11 protein-coding genes are annotated in these 14,397 nt (G+C 42.5%); 8 read left to right on the top strand and 3 right to left on the bottom strand.

The features are described 5' to 3' along the window. Nucleotides 1–20: 20 nt before the first annotated feature. From HG547_RS10655 to HG547_RS10635, 5 genes are all read left to right on the top strand, one after another. Complete coding sequence (locus HG547_RS10655; RefSeq protein WP_231570468.1) at nucleotides 21–1,535, top strand: flavocytochrome c; 1,515 nt, start codon at nucleotides 21–23, stop codon at nucleotides 1,533–1,535. Nucleotides 1,536–1,544: 9 nt separating this feature from the next. After that, nucleotides 1,545–1,919, top strand: coding sequence for a cytochrome c3 family protein (locus HG547_RS10650; protein WP_052183958.1), 375 nt, complete (start codon nucleotides 1,545–1,547; stop codon nucleotides 1,917–1,919). 96 nt (nucleotides 1,920–2,015) lie between these two features. After that, a complete protein-coding gene (locus HG547_RS10645) occupies nucleotides 2,016–3,665 on the top strand; it encodes an aromatic amino acid ammonia-lyase (protein WP_169547827.1) in 1,650 nt (549 codons plus the stop codon). Nucleotides 3,666–3,803: 138 nt separating this feature from the next. Then, complete coding sequence (locus tag HG547_RS10640; RefSeq protein WP_169547826.1) at nucleotides 3,804–4,928, top strand: hypothetical protein; 1,125 nt, start codon at nucleotides 3,804–3,806, stop codon at nucleotides 4,926–4,928. A 122-nt stretch (nucleotides 4,929–5,050) separates the two neighbouring features. Next, nucleotides 5,051–5,908, top strand: coding sequence for a LysR family transcriptional regulator (locus HG547_RS10635; protein ID WP_055647179.1), 858 nt, complete (start codon nucleotides 5,051–5,053; stop codon nucleotides 5,906–5,908). A gap of 153 nt (nucleotides 5,909–6,061) precedes the next feature. On the opposite strand, the gene xseA is transcribed toward HG547_RS10635, so the two are convergent. Beyond that, nucleotides 6,062–7,399, bottom strand: coding sequence for an exodeoxyribonuclease VII large subunit (xseA, locus tag HG547_RS10630; RefSeq protein WP_169547825.1), 1,338 nt, complete (start codon nucleotides 7,397–7,399; stop codon nucleotides 6,062–6,064). Between the two features lie 122 nt (nucleotides 7,400–7,521). Here xseA and guaB point away from each other — a divergent pair, with 122 nt between their 5' ends. Both guaB and guaA read left to right on the top strand, forming a co-directional pair. Then, nucleotides 7,522–8,988, top strand: coding sequence for an IMP dehydrogenase (guaB, locus tag HG547_RS10625; protein WP_140907529.1), 1,467 nt, complete (start codon nucleotides 7,522–7,524; stop codon nucleotides 8,986–8,988). A 116-nt stretch (nucleotides 8,989–9,104) separates the two neighbouring features. Continuing rightward, a complete protein-coding gene (gene guaA / locus HG547_RS10620; RefSeq protein ID WP_169547824.1) occupies nucleotides 9,105–10,682 on the top strand; it encodes a glutamine-hydrolyzing GMP synthase in 1,578 nt (525 codons plus the stop codon). 56 nt (nucleotides 10,683–10,738) lie between these two features. Here the strand turns inward: guaA and HG547_RS10615 are convergent, their stop codons facing one another. Further along, entirely contained in the window at nucleotides 10,739–11,377 is a 639-nt protein-coding gene (locus HG547_RS10615; protein ID WP_169547823.1) for a GGDEF domain-containing protein, read from the bottom strand. A gap of 377 nt (nucleotides 11,378–11,754) precedes the next feature. On the opposite strand from HG547_RS10615, the gene tadA reads away from it, so the two are divergent. Next, the gene (gene tadA / locus HG547_RS10610; protein ID WP_169547822.1) at nucleotides 11,755–12,267 is read left to right on the top strand and encodes a tRNA adenosine(34) deaminase TadA; all 513 of its coding nucleotides are present in this window, start codon (nucleotides 11,755–11,757) and stop codon (nucleotides 12,265–12,267) included. 453 nt (nucleotides 12,268–12,720) lie between these two features. On the opposite strand, the gene mltF is transcribed toward tadA, so the two are convergent. Next, nucleotides 12,721–14,157: a membrane-bound lytic murein transglycosylase MltF gene (gene mltF / locus HG547_RS10605; RefSeq protein ID WP_169547821.1), complete on the bottom strand. Its 1,437-nt coding sequence runs from the start codon at nucleotides 14,155–14,157 to the stop codon at nucleotides 12,721–12,723. Nucleotides 14,158–14,397: the final 240 nt, after the last annotated feature.

Here is a 14,397-nt window from a genome sequence, read left to right as displayed (position 1 = left end):
ATTATTAAATAGAATGTTTAATGGGTGAGGGTATTATGGCCGGAAGAAGAGATTTCCTTAAGTTAGCAACAGGCGTTACCGCCGCTATGGCATTTCCAATTAAAGCATCGAACGATAATTATGGAAGAGCTTGGGATAAAGAATTTGATATTATCATTATCGGCAGTGGTTTTGCTGGCCTGTCGGCTGCTTATTCAGCTCATAAAGCAGGAATAAAAAATATCATAGTGCTAGAAAAAATGGAGGCATTTGGTGGTAACTCAGCTATATGTGGTGGCTTGATGTGTATGCCATTAACGCCGATGCAAAAAAAATTAGGAATTAAAGACTCCGCAGAATTAATGATCAAAGATATGCTTAAAGCTGGGCGTGGTTTTAATCATCCTGAACTTTGTCGCACTTTAGCTACAGAAGCGCACAAAGCCTACGATATGCTGATGGAATGTGGCGTAAAGTTTCAAGACAAGGTAATTCGTCTCGGTGGGCATAGTGCTCCACGTGCACATTTACCCGAAAGTGCATCCGGTGGTGGCATTGTCGTTCCTATGCATAACTACCTTCGTAAGGCTGGGATCATATTTCAAAATAGAACGAATGTTGAAGAAGTCATTCGTGGCGACAGTGGTGTGACAGGTATTGTCGTCAGTGAAAAATACGATTTTAAGAGTGGTTCCAATAGAGGTCAATTCGCTTATAAGGCTAAAAAAGGGGTAATTGTTGCTTCTGGTGGATGGGGACAAGATCACCAGTTTATTAAAACAACAATGCCTGCATATCAGGAACTTGAAAGCACTGCTCAGCCTGGCGCCTCAGCAACCATGATTAAGTCATTATTGTCTATTCGAGCCCTGCCGGTAATGTTAGACATGTACCAGTTAGGTCCTTGGGCTACACCAGATGAGAAGGGCGCAGGCCCTGCGAGTTTCTTTGCGGATTATGCTTTTGCAGAAGGGATCGCAATTGACCCTAAAACTGGCGCGAGATTCATGAATGAATTAGCAGACCGTCGAACTCGTGCGGATGCGCAGTTGGCAGTATTGGCCTCAGGTACGAAAGAAAAACCGAATATGCCATTTGTATTTTGTGGTGAAGCAACGGCAAATCATGCTGAAGGTTTTAAAGCGGCTTACCGTGATGGTGCAATTAAAAAGTCAGAAACGCTTGATGAATTAGCTAAACGTTATGATGTTGATATTGATGCATTAAAAAATTCAGTAAATGAATGGAATGAGATTGTTCAAGGTAAAGCAAAAGATCCGTTTAATAAACCTTTAGATGAGAAAACAATTTTAAAACCTCCATTTTATTCAATCCGATTGTCACCTAAGTTACATTATTGCATGGGGGGGGTTGCTATTACACCTAATGCAGAAGTTATTGATTCTAACACTTGCGAACCAATTTCAGGCTTATTTGCTGCTGGTGAAGTTACTGGTGGTACACATGGAATGGACCGATTAGGCGGTTGCTCTTCTATTGATGGTCTCGTGTTTGGACAAATTGCAGGAAATCAAGCTGCGATTAGAAAAGTGTAATAGGTGATAATGATGAAATATATACATAAATTAGGTTTGGTTAGTGCTTTATTAATGACATCTTTATCAGCCTACACTACGGAGAATACGTTAAGTGGAGTCCCCATTAAAGAACATCATTTTAAGTTGATGGGAAAAGGTGGCAGTTGTAAAACATGTCACGGTAGTGGCATCCCGAATGAAAGACCTGATTCAAGTTTTTGTATTAGATGCCATGGTACAATGGATGAAATCCCAACGAAAGAAAATAAATACGATAAATTACCCCATGACTCTGCTCATTATCGGAATACATTGGAGTGTACTGCTTGTCATTCAGAGCATAAACCATCACATGCTATATGTAGTGATTGCCATATAGTGGAGTTTCCAAATTTAAAGTAATTCCAATTTAATAGACTCTATTTATTGATTCTTAATTGATCTTGATTAGAAAAATAGCTAGGTATTTTTATATTAAACTAATAATAGGACGTTGCCATGAAATTAAAAACTATACCGCTTGTAATAGCCGTTATATTACCTATGACATCGATCGCAGCAACTCATACGCTTGATGGCACTTCATTGACTGTAGATAAACTCTGGGAAATATCTAAGTCCGGTGAAGATGTAAACATTTCGAAAGAAGGTTGGGAGCGTATTCGAGCGTCTTATAAAGCACCTATTGATGCAGCTGAAGATGGGCGTTCTATTTATGGATTAACGGTTAATTATGGTGCGCTGAAAGACCAGCGTGTCGCGGGGTCTTCGGTCGAAAATGAGCCGAATCGTTCAGAGTCGATTAAATTTAATGAGCGGCAAATGCGAATTCAAGCAGCAGGGATGGAGCCATTTTTACCTGAAGCTGAATCTAAAATGGCGATGGTTATCCGTTTGAACCAGATGGCTGCTGGATTTACTGGGATGAGTGTTGAGGCTGCCAATGCCTACATGGAATATATCAACAATGATGTTTATCCATTAATTCCTTCACGAGGTTCAGAAGGTGCAAATGATTTGAGTATGGTGACACATGTCGGCTTAGCCTTAATGGGTGAGTGGGATGTCATGTACCAAGGAAAGCGTCGCTCTTCAGCTGAGGTACGTAAAGAGCTTGGATTGAAAAAATATCAGCCATTTGGGATGGATGGTATTTCAATTCTCTCAAATAGTAATGTAGCTGAAGCACAATCGGTTACGGCAGTGAAAAAAGTGGAGCATCTGCTCGATCTATCATCTGTGATAATTGCGTCTAGTTTAGAAGCGTTAAATGGTAACGTGTCTCCTTTTCTATGGCATACAGTCGATACAAAAGGATGGCCACAGGGACATGAAGCGGCAGAATCTATTTTATCTCATTTAAAAGGTTCATATCTTTGGAGTGTTGATGCTAAGCGAAATTTACAGGACCCGTTAAGTTTTCGATCATCAGGTCAAATCTTAGCAGCAGCGAAAGAAGAATTACGCCAAGCAAAAGAGCTACTCAATACCGCAATCAACCATACGACAGATAATCCAATAGTGCATACAGATGCAAGAGATGATTTATGGTACAGCAATAGCGATTATGTTAATGGTTTACGGGTTGGTGGAAAAAATGTTTTTGTAAACTCAGGTTCTAATTTTGATAATACCCAGCTAGCAGTGCAGCTGGAGTCTTTGAGTCGTGCACTTGCTCAAGTGATTCATATTTCAGCCTGGCGTACTACCCAATTAGATGACGGTCACCGTACAAAATTAACAACATACTTAATTTCTAAGGAAAATGTTGGTGGTGATGGTTTTGCTAATATTGCACAGTCAATGTCCGGTCTTTATGCTGAAGCAATGTCTCTGACCAATAGTGCTGCAATTTATGGCGTACCAACATCTGTTGGTATTGAGGAAACTTTTAGTAACGTCAATTTAATTGCAAATCGCTTAGATAAAATTGCAGATATTGCTTATGAAATTTACTCTTATGAGGTGTTGCATACCACACAAGGTATGGATATCAGAACAAAAGAATATAGCCAAAAAATGGGAAATGGTACGAGTGAATTTCTTCATGAATACCGTAAATATGTTCCATTTGTATCTAAAGATAGAATTTACACTCCTGATATAAATAACGGTGTTAAATTTTTAAAAACCTACAGTACAAGATAATTTTTCACTTTCTAAATGATGGTTATCGTGCAAGGCATTTTATATATGCTTTGCACGACTATAAGTCGATCTAGTATAACTATTTAATTTTTCCATGAATAATATAATTCTATCAGTTTAATGTCTTTGGAGTAATTGATGAACATTAAGTTATTATGTAAGTTTATTTCTGTAATTGTTGGATTGTCTGCGTTTAGTATTTATGCGGATACGCCATATGAAGGAATTAAATTTGGCGGTTCGGTTAGAGCGAACTATGCTTATAGAGATTATGACCAAGCTTCAAAAGATAAAGGGGGGGATTTTTATTTTGATGTTGCAACTTTAACGTTAAATGGAAAAATAGGGGACTGGGGGGTATCTGCAGATTATAGACTGTCATCAAAAACGAATTTCATTAAACATGGTTATGGTTTCTATGATGTAAATGATGATCTGCAAGTTCAAGTTGGTATTAATAAGGTTCCTTTTGGTAATCGAGAGTTAATATCAAATAGTTGGTGGTTTGGTTTGCCATATTACTTAGGGTTTGAAGATGACTCTGACGTAGGTGTTAAAGTGGTTTATGAAAACCAAGGTTGGCATACAGATGTCGCCTTTTATAAAAGTGCTGAGTATGGTGCGACCGAGAACAAGCGTTATTCGACCGATTTGTATACCGGTACCATCAATGGCACTGAGTATCACAATGAAGAGACTAACCAGTTAAACGTGCGACAAACTTATACAACAGAATACGAAGGCGGCTCGACTACCTTTGGTGGCTCTGTGCAGTATGGCCAAATCTACAACAGCGAGACGGGCAACAATGGCGATCGCTATGCCGTAGCATTGCATTTAGACAGCAGCTACAAAGGCTGGAATTTACAAATGCAAGCCATGCAATATGAATACGATGCTGCAGATGCTATCGACTCTAATAAAATTGGCGTGTCAGTAGTAAGCTGGCAGTATGAAATTGCTTCTAAGGGCCAAGCCTATAACATCAACATTGCCAAAACCGTGAACACAGATTGGGGTAGCATTAAGTTCTACAACGACTTTGGTTTAATGACGCCAGATGTTGATGATGATAGTTACGATAACAGTATGCAAAACGTCACTGGTATGGCGATTTCTGCAGGTCCTACCTACACAATGATCGACTTTATTATGGGTAAAAATATGACCTTCTCTACCGCCAATAATGATCACATAGGTTTACCTGAAGTGGGTGATGATTGGGATAAAAGAGTTAATATAAACTTTGGCTTCTATTTTTAGTGGTAGATCTAGTTCACCATATTTTGATATTTGTTACTGTTGACACGTGTTGTGATATTTTTGTTGGGCAGAAGTAGGTTTTTGACTATATTGTCATTATTTTAAATCAAGGTTTTTAATCTATGATTAGCAGTGGCACTGTTCATGCTTTCTATTTTTCAGCAAAATATTCCAGCTTTTCACGGGCTGCGGAGATATTGGAGACAACGCAGCCTAATATAAGTGGACAAATAATAAAATTAGAAAAAGATCTTGATACAATACTATTTATTAGAAAGCAAGGCCGCGTTTCACTGTCTAAAGAAGGTGAGAAGCTGTATTTGGTTGCAGAAAAAATAGTCAATAGTTATAAAGAGTTTGATAGTGTTGTAGAATATTTTTTTGAAGAAGAACCAATAGTAATTGTTACTCAACCTAGGCTTTACACAAAGTATGTTGCACCTTATTTGACAGATGAGTTGATAAACAATAATTTATTTCATATTAAAACTGGCGAGTTGACAGCTATAAAAAGTTGGCTGGATAAGGAAGAAGCTGACATAGTGATTACTGAAGGGTTATTTGATAGTCATTCTAGATATATTAATGAGGGTGTTATTGATGTATTGAAGTTTAGTTGGGCTAAAAAAGTTAATGAACAGTTTGATATCCCCTGTCCAACACTCGTTCATTCAAAAGTCTGGGACCATTGGCATGATTTATCATCAGCTTTAAATCGAAACAAAGAGTTTAAGCGTAAGTTAATTATTGATACGCCAGATTTTGCTGAGCGTTTGATTGAGTCTGGTGTTGGTATTGGACTGCTACCGAACATTATGATTAGTAATAATGCTAATTTAGAAGTATGTCATGGTCCAACTAGAAACAATGTTCTTGGACCAATATGTCTTTATTCAAAAAAATATTCACAGCATAAAAATTTAAAGTCATTAGTTAATATGTTTAAAAAGGAATCAAGTGACAGCAAGTCGCTGATATAATGATAATATTTTTAGCCAATAAACTAAATCTTTAGTTTATTGGCAGCACTTCATGAGTGAACGGCATCTAATGCTTGTAGAGTAAATTGCAGAAGGCCTACCACTTTGTGTCACATATTCCGCAATAAATTGCAAACTAATAAAGGCCTAATATTACGGGAGACGAGTAACGGTAGACATTAGACGCTCGTTGGACAGTTGGGTTGTAATCGTATCACCAAGACTGATTTGACTTGCTGATGTGATAACTTCACCGTTTTTGTCAGTTGTGATGCTGTAGCCGCGACTTAAGGTGGCTAATGGACTGACTGTTTCCAGTTGATGGGCTGCATATTTAATTCGCTGCTCGCTTTGATTGAGGGTATCTTGCATTGCGTCCTGCAAACGCGTTGCTAAATAGCTCAAACGATTGGCCTCAAGTGCGAGTTTATGTTTTGGTGATTGTTGCTCGAGGCGACTTGCCAGTTGCTGCTGACGGCGACTTAAGCCATGCAGTTTGTTAGAAAGTGCGGCTTCGAGCCGTAATTGCATCTCATCGAAACACTGCTCAAATTGCTGTAAGGTGCGTTTAGGGTCTAAGCGTTGCAGTCTGTGCTCGAGCAAACTTAAGCGTCTCTCTTGCTTGAGTTGATAGTGGCTTGCGCTTTGTTTAAGGCGGGCAAGTACTGTGGCTAAACGTTGGCTTTTATTGTCACTGTCCTGTGAGAGCAGCTCTGCGCCTGCTGAGGGCGTGGGGGCACGCACATCGGCGACATAATCGCTTATTGTGGTATCGACTTCATGGCCCACGGCACTCACTATGGGCAGTGCGCTGTTATAAATGGTATGGGCGAGCGCTTCGCTGTTAAAACACCATAAATCTTCTAACGAGCCACCGCCGCGGGTAAGCAGTAATACATCCACCTCAAGCCGTTGATTGGCGATATTGATCGCTTGACAGATATTGATATCCGCGTTTTCACCCTGTACTTGTGTCGGATAAATAATCACTTCAATCGATGGGTCACGACGTGCAAGCACATGCAAGACATCACGAATAGCTGCGCCCGTGGGGGAGGTGATCACCCCGATGCGTTGAATATTTTTCGGAAGTTGGCGTTTAGTGTCGGCGGCAAATAATCCCTGTGCGGCGAGTTTCATTTTCAACGCTTCAAATTGTTGTGCCAGTAAGCCGTCTCCTGCGGGGAGCATTGACTCAATCAATAATTGATAGTCGCCCCTAGGCTCGTAAACACTAATCGCACCTTTTACGATCACCTGCTGGCCATTCACAGGTTTAAAGCTCACGCTTTGGTTGCGTCCCTTAAACATGGCGCAGCGAATTTGTGAATAATGATCTTTAAGGGTTAAATACCAATGGCCTGAACTGGGGGCTGAAAAGTTGGAAATTTCCCCATTTAGCCAGATCTTACCCAGTTGTCCCTCAAGAATTTGCCTGACTTCACCATTGAGGCGTGAGACGGTATAAATATTATTTTTAGGGACTTGCATGTGTTTTCTCGCGCAAATGGGATTTTTTCACTATTTTCCATTTACCGCTCCCTAGATGCAAGGTATAATCCCGCCGCAATATTTCACCTCTAAAATCCTACTCAACTGGGGAGATGTTGCCTATGCTACGTTTAATTAAAGAAGCGCTAACTTTTGACGATGTGTTACTTGTTCCTGCGCATTCTACTGTACTCCCAAATACCGCCATTCTTAAAACTCGCCTGACCAATACCATTGAACTGAATATTCCGCTTGTGTCTGCCGCTATGGACACTGTGACCGAAGCGCGTCTTGCTATCGCCATGGCACAGGAAGGTGGCTTAGGTTTTATTCATAAAAACATGAGCATAGAAAAGCAGGCCGAAGAAGTTCGTAAAGTTAAAATTTACGAAGCAGGTGTAGTTCAACAACCTGTAACGGTAACGCCTTCAACCACACTTGCCGATCTTAAAGTGCTGACCGCTAAGAATGGTTTTGCGGGTTATCCTGTAGTCAACGACGCCAATGAGCTGATCGGTATTATCACTGGCCGTGACGTACGTTTCGTGACTGACTGGAGCAAAACCGTAGAAGAAGTGATGACGCCTAAAGCGCGTTTAGTCACGGTTGCCGAAGGCACTAAGTTAGATGAAGTGCAAAAATTAATGCACTCTCACCGTATCGAAAAAGTATTAGTTGTTGATGATAACTTCAAGCTGAAAGGCTTAATCACAGTTAAAGACTTCGAGAAAGCCGAGCGTAAACCTAACGCCTGTAAAGATGAGCTAGGTCGTTTACGTGTGGGCGCAGCCGTTGGTGCGGGTGCGGGTAACGAAGAGCGTGTCGATGCGCTGGTGAAAGCCGGTGTCGACGTGCTACTGATTGACTCTTCCCATGGCCATTCTGAAGGCGTACTCCAACGTATCCGTGAAACCCGCGCTAAATACCCAGATTTACAAATTATCGGTGGTAACGTGGCGACAGCGGAAGGCGCATTGGCCTTAGTTGAAGCCGGCGTTAACGCAGTTAAAGTCGGTATTGGCCCTGGTTCTATCTGTACCACACGTATCGTGACGGGTGTGGGCGTGCCACAAATTACTGCGGTTTCTGATGCGGCCGAAGCCGTAAAAGGATTAGGTATCCCTGTTATCGCCGACGGCGGTGTGCGTTTCTCTGGCGACTTAGCCAAAGCGTTAGCGGCGGGTGCATCATGCATTATGGCGGGCTCAATGTTCGCAGGTACTGATGAAGCGCCGGGCGAAACCGAGCTTTATCAAGGCCGTGCCTATAAGTCATACCGCGGTATGGGTTCTTTAGGCGCCATGTCTCAAGGTTCTTCCGATCGTTATTTCCAATCTGACAATGCTGCTGACAAGCTTGTGCCAGAAGGCATTGAAGGCCGTGTACCTTACAAAGGTAAGCTGAAGGAAATCATCCATCAGCATATGGGTGGTTTACGTTCATGCATGGGTTTAACAGGCTGTGCCACTATCCAAGAGCTGAATGAAAAAGCCCAGTTTGTGAAAGTTACTTCAGCGGGCATGGGCGAGTCCCACGTGCACGATGTGACTATCACTAAAGAAGCGCCGAACTACCGTTCAGGTTCTTAAGCGTTTGTAATACCGGGGCGGCAGTTAGCCGCCCCGGTATTAAGATCCGTATGCCCTCAAGATTGCACCTCTCGTCTTGAGCTAAGTTAAAACAATAGATGAAATAAAGGTTATCCATGAGCGATATTCATGAGCATAAGATACTGATCCTCGATTTTGGATCTCAGTACACCCAATTGATTGCCCGTCGTATCCGTGAAATTGGTGTTTACTGTGAGTTATGGGCATGGGATGTGACAGAAGCCCAAATTCGTGAGTTTGCCCCGAACGGCATTATCCTCGCGGGCGGCCCAGAAAGCGTGACTGCGGATAACTCTCCCCGCGCACCTGAATATGTGTTCAATGCTGGCGTACCTGTTCTTGGTATTTGCTATGGCATGCAAACCATGTCTGAACAGCTTGGCGGTAAAGTGATCCAAGGCGTGGGTGAAGGCGAATTTGGTTATGCCCAGATTGAAATGCTTGCCGAATCTGCCCTGTTTAAAGGTATTGAAGATGCCGTTAGCAGCGATGGCAAGTCTCTGCTGGATGTATGGATGAGCCATGGCGATAAAGTGTCGGCGATCCCAGAAGGCTTTGTGGCCGTAGCTAAAACCGATACTTGCCCATTTGCGGCCATGTCTTGTGAGGAAAAACGTTTCTACGGCGTACAGTTCCACCCTGAAGTAACCCATACCCGTCAAGGTATGCGTATGCTGTCGCACTTTGCCTTAGATATCTGTGGTTGTGCGGCTAACTGGAAACCTTCTTCAATCATCGAAGACGCCATCGAGCGCTTGAAAAAGCAAGTGGGTGACGATGAAGTGATTTTAGGTCTGTCTGGTGGTGTGGATTCATCTGTCGTGGCCATGCTGCTGCACCGCGCAATTGGTAAGAAGCTGACCTGCGTATTTGTTGATAACGGCTTACTGCGTTTAAACGAAGCGAAGCAAGTGATGGAAATGTTTGGCGACCACTTCGGTCTCAATATTGTCCATGTGGATGCGGAAAACCGCTTCCTTGACGCGCTGAAAGGCGAAGCCGATCCAGAAGCGAAACGTAAAATTATCGGCCGTGTATTCGTTGAAATTTTCGACGAAGAAGCCAAGAAATGCTTTAACGCTAAATGGTTAGCCCAAGGCACTATCTATCCAGACGTGATTGAATCTGCAGGTAGTGCAACTGGTAAAGCCCATGTGATTAAGTCGCACCATAACGTTGGCGGTCTGCCAGACGATATGGAGTTAGGTCTGGTTGAGCCACTGCGCGAACTCTTTAAAGACGAAGTGCGTAAGATTGGTCTCGAGTTAGGTCTGCCATACAACATGCTTTACCGCCACCCGTTCCCTGGCCCAGGCTTAGGCGTACGAGTACTTGGCGAAGTGAAGAAAGAATACTGTGATTTGCTGCGCCGCGCTGATGCGATTTTCATCGAAGAACTGCACAAAGCTGATCTTTATAACAAAGTCAGCCAAGCATTTACTGTGTTCTTACCGGTTCGCTCTGTGGGTGTGATGGGCGATGGCCGTAAATACGATTGGGTGGTGTCACTGCGCGCCGTTGAAACCATCGACTTTATGACCGCGCATTGGGCAAATTTGCCATATGATTTCCTTGGCCGCGTATCAAACCGCATCATCAACGAAATCGACGGTATTTCCCGCGTAGTTTACGATATTTCAGGTAAGCCACCTGCAACCATCGAATGGGAATAATTGCTTGTCTTAATGGCATGATTAATTAACGAAAGGCGCCAAGTGCGCCTTTTTTATTATTCCAGCTCGTCAGCGCTGACTATGCGGTTTCGTCCCAGATGTTTGGCTTGGTATAATGCTTTATCCGCAAGATTGATGACTTCATCTCGGTTTTGATTGTTAGCGCTGACATGTGCAATGCCAATACTGACGGTGAGCTGTAATACATGTTTTTCAACCGTAAAATAAGTTTTTTCTATTAATGCTCTTATTTTTTCGGCAATGATCTTAGCCGTGTCGGTATTACAATTGTTGATTTCAATTAGAAATTCTTCACCACCCCAGCGGGCAACTCGGTCTTCTTTTCGTAAACATTGCCTGATGTAGTCAGCGACTTGAGTAAGCACTTCATCACCAGCAGAATGACCATAATTATCATTAATTTGTTTAAAGTAATCGATATCGAGCATTAAGTACGAATTGACTTCAGTCTTTGTTGGTTTATTCGATGTTTGGTTAAAACTACGTCGATTTAATAGTCCCGTTAATGGGTCTGTATTCGCCGCAATATCAAGTGTTTTAGTTCGAATTATCTGCTGTTGGATCAATTTATATAAGCCGAACCAAGCGCATATTATTCCTAGGTTAAAAAGTAAATCTTCAACTTCTTGATAGTAATGATCTTCAAATGAGGCTACCTCATCCAAGATATTCATATTGTTTCCAAAAAATAAACAGCCACAACCAGTCAATAACCAAAAGTAGATTTGGTTGCAACGCCGGATATGGGCAATATAGAACATCATAAATAACCATATAACAGTGCGTAGCAGTTCAAGATTGAGCTCATAATAATTAATCTCAGCTTTGAGAGGTTTGCCATATAGCATGGCGAACGAAAAGCTCATACTAATCATAAGAATGAAGAACTGCCAAATGTATCGAGTCATTTGAATATTCGTATCAGTTCAGAATGTTAGGTCAAGTATAGTATGGCGATAGTTTTGTGTATCAGATTAGCTATCGCCATGAATTATCAATATATTGCTGATATAATCTGTCATTATTTAAGCTTGATAAATTGAGTACGTGAGTGGATACAAATCAACAAGATGAACATTGGATGCGGGTCGCGATGGCCATGGCTGAGAAGGCTGAGGCTGAAGGTGAAGTACCCGTTGGAGCGGTGTTAGTAAAGGATGGGCAGCAAATTGCGGCTGGGTATAACTTGTCTATCAGTCAGCATGATCCTTGCGCTCATGCTGAGATCCTCTGTTTGCGCGCCGCTGGGCAAACCGTTGAAAACTATCGACTCCTTGATACGACCTTATATGTGACCCTCGAGCCTTGTGCCATGTGTGCTGGCGCTATGGTGCATAGCCGTATTGCTAGAGTGGTATTTGGAGCTCGGGATGAAAAGACTGGCGCCGCGGGCACCGTGCTTAATCTCTTGCAACATCCCGTTTTTAATCATCAAGTTGAGGTAACATCTGGCGTGTTAGCACAGGATTGTGCCGACCAATTGAGCCGCTTTTTTAAACGTCGTCGGGAGGAAAAGAAGGCTTTAAAACAGGCTCAAAAGGCGCAGCAGGAAAGGATTTCTTAAGGACTAAATTGAGTTATTGTTTTGATTTAGTCTTGCGCTTGCAGAAAGGTAAAAAATAGTTTGTGACGATTCAGCACTCGGCGATGGCGAATTTTAAGTAAAGTACGACGGCGAGACGCATTGTTATTGATGGTTTTTCTTCTCATATAGACCCCATTTCAATCTTGTTATTGTTTAAGTTAAGGCTACTTTGCTTGGGTTACCATTTTGGTTGAGAGACAATGGTTAACGCTGCAATCATTTTTGTCTTTATTTGTCATTACGACAGTATCAGTAGAGATCTCAGGCGGCAATCCCCCTAGGATGCATCTGCTCTATAAAGCAGCATTTTTACCTCAAAGTGGCTTCACTTTAGCGTGTATTCACTTAATCTAAGATTAAAAGCTAAGGCTTATTCTGTTGGCGTTTCAACACTGTGGCGTAACTCAAACTATTTGGCAGATATTTGTTGGGCTACTTTGGCTTATCAGGGCTTAAGGTGCCAGATACTGGTGCGGGTGTATCTTCTGAAGCGAGATCGCTGGGTTCGACGTCATCACTATTTTGCTGTTGAGACTGATTATCGACCCAGACTAAGGTGTCGTAGTAGCGACGAATGCTATCCACATAATGCACGGCTTCACTACCGCGGGCGTAACCGTAGCGAGTCTTTTGGTAGTATTTGCGCTTTTGCAGCAGTGGTAACACCTTTTTAAGATCTCGCCACGCGTTGGGATTTAACTCCATAGATTCAGCAAGTTTACGGGCGTCTTCCACATGGGCATAACCGATATTGTAAGATGCCAGTGCAAACCACATGCGTTGACTCTCGGGAATCGACTCGGGTAAACGGTTGATCATATCCCGTAAATAGGCGGCGCCGCCGCGGATACTTTCTTCCGCATCGAGTCGGTTGGTGATGCCAATTTCTTTGGCGGTCGGTTGTGTCAACATCATCATACCGCGCACGCCAGTCGGTGAGCGGGCATTGGGATTCCAATGGGACTCTTGATAACTGGTCGCTGCTAATTTTCGCCAATCTAAGTCACCGGCGTGGGTTTCAAATAACAGGCGGTAGCGTGGTAACACAGTTTCGATAGCGCGTAGGAAAGCGCGGGTGTCGATATAATCGAAACGTTTAACATGGCCAAAATATTTTTCGTTTAGATGATCGAGTGTGCCAGCTAATTTTTCTTGGTGCCAAAATGCTAGCAGTTGACTCATCAAACCATCGCTATGATTGGCGGGTAATAACCAGACTACGTCGAGCTTCTCTTCAAGTACTAATCCAGCGCGGAGATCGGGTAAGTAGCGACGGTTTATTTGTACGCTACTGGAGTCGGCTATGGTGTAGTCAATTTCTTTATTGGCGATCATTGCCAGCAGTTCTTCGCTGTCTTTATCTGTCACTTGATCCCATACCAGCGTCGGATGGCGTTTCTGCAATTGAGTCAAGGTTTCGACAAATGCTGAGTCGGCAATAACAGTAATTTTACCTTTTAAATCAGTAATATCTTTGGGGGTAGGCATACCTTCACGGTAAACCAATACTTGATTAACCCGATAAAGTGGCGGGCCTAAACGGAATTGCTCGCGCCGTGTTGGGGTTTCTGTCATCCCTGCGGCGATGATATCAATCTCGTTTTTTTTCAGTGCTTCATAGAGCTCTACACGACTGGTATAGGGCACCATTTTTAAGGGGACATCGAGGTATTCGGCAAAGAGCACGGCCATATCATAATCGAAACCGCTGTTGCCTTGGCCCGAGGTCATATAAATTTGAGGGCCATAGAGCGTGCCAACTCTTAATTCGGTGAGTTTATGGGGGACGTATTCTGTTTCTTCCACGGTAACTTGCTGACAGGCAGTCAGTAAGAAACCCAAGATAGTCAAGAACAGAAATCGAGCCATTAAGTACACTTTATTAAATAAAATCAAAAAGATGAATAGTAGAAGGTCAGTGAGGTAACTAAGATAAACTAGCTGACATTGCTGTGATTATATCCGTTTGTCACCGATTACGTAAAAAAATCGTATCGAATGGGGTGCGAACCAAGAAAAAAGGTTTGCTTTTTATCTTATAGGAAACACTGTTTTGCGTAAGGTCACAGGTGATTTGTGACAGACATTTCCCTATAATAGCGCCATCTC

Origin of the sequence: Shewanella sp. DNRA4 (assembly GCF_012843185.1) — a bacterium.
GTDB classification, from domain to species: Bacteria; Pseudomonadota; Gammaproteobacteria; order Enterobacterales; family Shewanellaceae; genus Shewanella; species Shewanella xiamenensis.
The sequence above is the reverse complement of the archived record's forward strand: the minus strand, read 5'-3'. Positions and strand labels throughout refer to the sequence as shown.

Excerpts from the sequence above, each read along its gene's own strand:
- HG547_RS10655 (WP_231570468.1), top strand. The coding sequence starts at position 21 with ATGGGTGAGGGTATTATGGCCGGAAGAAGAGATTTCCTTAAGTTAGCA.
- HG547_RS10650 (WP_052183958.1), top strand. The coding sequence starts at position 1,545 with ATGATGAAATATATACATAAATTAGGTTTGGTTAGTGCTTTATTAATG.
- HG547_RS10645 (WP_169547827.1), top strand. The coding sequence starts at position 2,016 with ATGAAATTAAAAACTATACCGCTTGTAATAGCCGTTATATTACCTATG.
- HG547_RS10640 (WP_169547826.1), top strand. The coding sequence starts at position 3,804 with ATGAACATTAAGTTATTATGTAAGTTTATTTCTGTAATTGTTGGATTG.
- HG547_RS10635 (WP_055647179.1), top strand. The coding sequence starts at position 5,051 with ATGATTAGCAGTGGCACTGTTCATGCTTTCTATTTTTCAGCAAAATAT.
- xseA (WP_169547825.1), bottom strand. The coding sequence starts at position 7,399 with ATGCAAGTCCCTAAAAATAATATTTATACCGTCTCACGCCTCAATGGT.
- guaB (WP_140907529.1), top strand. The coding sequence starts at position 7,522 with ATGCTACGTTTAATTAAAGAAGCGCTAACTTTTGACGATGTGTTACTT.
- guaA (WP_169547824.1), top strand. The coding sequence starts at position 9,105 with ATGAGCGATATTCATGAGCATAAGATACTGATCCTCGATTTTGGATCT.
- HG547_RS10615 (WP_169547823.1), bottom strand. The coding sequence starts at position 11,377 with ATGAATATCTTGGATGAGGTAGCCTCATTTGAAGATCATTACTATCAA.
- mltF (WP_169547821.1), bottom strand. The coding sequence starts at position 14,157 with ATGGCTCGATTTCTGTTCTTGACTATCTTGGGTTTCTTACTGACTGCC.